Origin of the sequence: Leptolyngbya sp. FACHB-36 (assembly GCF_014695955.1) — a bacterium.
Classification (GTDB): domain Bacteria; phylum Cyanobacteriota; class Cyanobacteriia; order Leptolyngbyales; family Leptolyngbyaceae; genus FACHB-36.
The window spans coordinates 1-3,214 of record NZ_JACJPG010000489.1 but is presented as its reverse complement, the minus strand read 5'-3'; the positions used below and the strand labels follow the sequence as shown (position 1 = coordinate 3,214).

The 3,214-nt window shown below is 56.6% G+C and carries 3 protein-coding genes; 2 read left to right on the top strand and 1 reads right to left on the bottom strand.

The features are described 5' to 3' along the window. The first annotated feature begins 29 nt into the window (after nucleotides 1-29). The gene (locus H6F43_RS14005; RefSeq protein ID WP_190343353.1) at nucleotides 30-1,739 is read left to right on the top strand and encodes an iron ABC transporter permease; all 1,710 of its coding nucleotides are present in this window, start codon (nucleotides 30-32) and stop codon (nucleotides 1,737-1,739) included. Here H6F43_RS14005 and H6F43_RS14000 read toward each other — a convergent pair. Beyond that, a complete protein-coding gene (locus tag H6F43_RS14000; RefSeq protein ID WP_190343352.1) occupies nucleotides 1,729-2,301 on the bottom strand; it encodes a hypothetical protein in 573 nt (190 codons plus the stop codon). The genes H6F43_RS14005 and H6F43_RS14000 overlap by 11 nt on opposite strands. Before the next feature lie 281 nt (nucleotides 2,302-2,582). Between H6F43_RS14000 and H6F43_RS13995 the strand changes: the two genes are divergently transcribed. Further along, nucleotides 2,583-3,214: ATP-dependent metallopeptidase FtsH/Yme1/Tma family protein (locus H6F43_RS13995; protein WP_190343351.1), on the top strand; the 632-nt coding region annotated here is incomplete at its 3' end.

Sequence of the window (3,214 nt, the reverse complement as noted above, 5' to 3'; positions counted from 1 at the left end):
GTGATTTTTGAAAATCATTTCGGTTTCTCATGCAGACGTCTCGTATTGCCCAACGCACCGAAGCGCTCCGGCTTCCCAATGGCTGGACTACGCTTGTGACGGCGATCGCCCTAGTGCTTGCAATCCCCGTGCTGACCGTCCTCAGCAGCGTCTTTGCAAATGCTGGAGAGGTGTGGAGTCACCTGGCTAGCACGGTGCTACCGACCTACATCACAAATTCACTCTGGCTGATGCTAGGAGTGGGGGTGGGAGTGACGGTGATTGGGACTGGGACAGCATGGCTGGTGACGATGTGCCGTTTTCCAGGCAGCGGCCTGCTTGAGTGGGGGCTGCTGCTGCCGCTGGCGGCACCCGCCTACATCCTGGCTTACACCTACACGGAACTACTGGAATTCTACGGTCCCGTGCAGACAGCGCTGCGAACCACCTTTGGTTGGGAGAGCGTGAGCGACTACTGGTTCCCCAACGTTCGATCGCTCGGGGGCGCGGTGGTGATGCTGACGCTGGTGCTGTATCCCTACGTTTACCTACTCGCGCGATCGGCGTTTCTAACTCAATCGGTTTGTACGCTGGAAGCCAGCCGCAGTTTAGGTTGTGGTCCCTGGCGCAGCTTCTTTAGGGTAGCGCTGCCGCTCGCGCGTCCGGCGATCGCGGCAGGGTTGTCGCTGGCGCTGATGGAAACCCTGAACGACTATGCGACGGTGCAGTTCTTCTCGGTGGATACGTTCACCACCGGAATCTATCGCACCTGGTTTGGTATGGGAGAGCGGCTGGCTGCCTCGCAGTTGGCCGCGTGCCTGCTGGGGTTTGTTTTGGTGCTGGTGCTGCTAGAGCAGTGGTCGCGGGGACAGGCGCGCTACTACCAGCCAAAGCGCTACCAGGAGTTGCCGACGCATCGCCTCCGGGGAGCACGGGCGATCGCTGCCTGGATCGTGTGCGGGTTGCCGATCGTGCTGGGGCTACTGCTGCCCGCCGGATTGCTGGTGCAGATGATGCTGTCTCCGACAACCAGCGATAGCTCTGACGATTTTGCCAGCGCGGCTAATCCGAACGATCGCCTCTGGGAGTTTGCTAGCAACAGTTTGATTCTGGCCCTGCTGACTGCGGCGATCGCGGTGGTAATTGCAGTAATTCTGGCGTACGGGCGGCGGCTGCGTCCAAATTTTGGCATGCGACTCGCCACGCAAACGGCGGCGCTGGGCTATGCGGTTCCTGGCTCCGTGATTGCGGTAGGAACCCTGTTTCCGTTAGGGGGTCTGGACAACGCGATCGACGCCTGGATGAAATCAACGTTTGGCATTGCCACCGGACTGCTGCTGAGCGGCACGATCATGGCGCTGGTGTTTGCGTACCTCGTGCGATTTCTGGCGGTGTCGTTCAATAGCATAGACGCCAGCCTTGTCGGCATTAAGCCAAGTCTGGACGACGCTGCCCGTAGTTTAGGATTGGGCACAACCCAAACGCTGCTGCGAATTCATGCGCCGCTGCTGGGTAGCGGTTTGTTTACAGCGGCGGTGCTGGTGTTTGTGGACGTGATGAAGGAGCTGCCTGCAACGCTGATCGTGCGTCCGTTTAACTTCGATACCCTCGCCGTGCGCGTGTACAATCTAGCGTCCGATGAGCGACTGGCAGAAGCGGCGGCTCCAGCACTGGCGATCGTCCTGGTGGGACTGCTGCCCGTAATTCTGTTGAGCATGCAGATTTCACAGTCGAGACGCGCTCGACAAGTCAAAGCGTAAATACTGTTTTCCAGGCTTTGACCGTTTCTTTGCCAATTTCAGTGTCGATTGTTTCGCCTTGATCGGTCACTAGACGAATATTGACGTTGCCGTCAGGCGCGTTTCTCAGCGAGTTTGCTAATTCCTCAGTCACCTGAAACGTGCTGTTCTGCCCATCGAGCCGGACGACGCGATCGCCCACCTTGACGAATAGACCAATCACGGTTCTGGATTGAGTCAAATCCACGCAGTTCAAACCGCCAAGGGAACCGTTGTAGCGGTATCCAACACGGCAGTCGCGATCGCGAGAGGCGACTAAAAACCGAATCGATGGGCGGCTCCAGAGGCTCAGCACATCGACGCGAGTCGTCTCCTCTAAAAACTGACTTAAAAAGTAGTTGCGGTCAAATACCGCGATAAAGGTTCCCTCAAACGGGTCAACAACCTGGACAGGCTTCGACCAGGGAACATTCAAAGTCGTCCCCAACGTTGCCGATTTTACGATGGGTAGCTCTGCCGCCACGGCTGCACTCGCACTCAGCACGATCGCTGCGCCCAACCCGATCAGACTTCGTTTCACCACGGCACTTGTCCTCCCTCAGGAGCTATTCCGACCATAGCACAGGCGTTTGGGCGCAGCCCTCTGCACGACGGGCGATCGCCTCCACGAAGTTGGTTGCCCCGATCCTGATAATTACGTTAAATTTAATTAACATTCCTAACTCAGCCAGGCTGTTCGACGCAGTCTGCTGCTGAACAAACCCTTTAAGGAAAACTGCATTTAAGCGGGTTGGGTGAGCAGCATCGTGGGCATTTCCTCCACGCTATTGGAGACTGAATCGTGTATCTAGAGGGCGTTGATTTATGAAATTTTCTTGGAGAACTGCTTTACTGTGGGCGCTACCTGCCCTCGTAATTGGGTTTTTCCTATGGCAGGGGTCGTTGGCTTCCGTACCCGCAAACACAGGGAAGAATGCGGCAAGCACTCGCATGACCTACGGGCGATTTTTGGAATATTTGGACACCAATCGAGTGGTCAGTGTGGATCTGTATGATGGCGGACGAACCGCGATCGTGGAAGCAGTAGACCCTGAATTGGACAATCGCCTGCAACGACTGCGAGTGGATTTGCCAGGAAACGCACCGGAGCTCGTTTCTCGTCTTAGAAACTCGAAGATCAGTCTGGACTCTCACCCGATGCGAAATGACGGTGCGATCTGGGGTCTGCTAGGAAACTTGCTCTTCCCAGTGCTGCTGATTGGCGGACTATTCTTTTTGTTCCGGCGCTCCAGCAACGTTCCGGGTGGACCTGGACAGGCGATGAGCTTTGGCAAGTCCCGCGCCCGCTTCCAAATGGAGGCAAAGACAGGCGTCATGTTTGAAGACGTGGCTGGCATCGAAGAAGCCAAAGAAGAGCTACAAGAAGTCGTCACCTTCCTCAAAAAGCCAGAGCGCTTTACGGCGGTGGGTGCTCGCATTCCCAAAGGTGTGCTGCT

What these genes read in the sequence shown, in the direction of transcription:
- H6F43_RS14005 (WP_190343353.1), top strand. Translation starts at nt 30, where the DNA reads ATGCAGACGTCTCGTATTGCCCAACGCACCGAAGCGCTCCGGCTTCCC.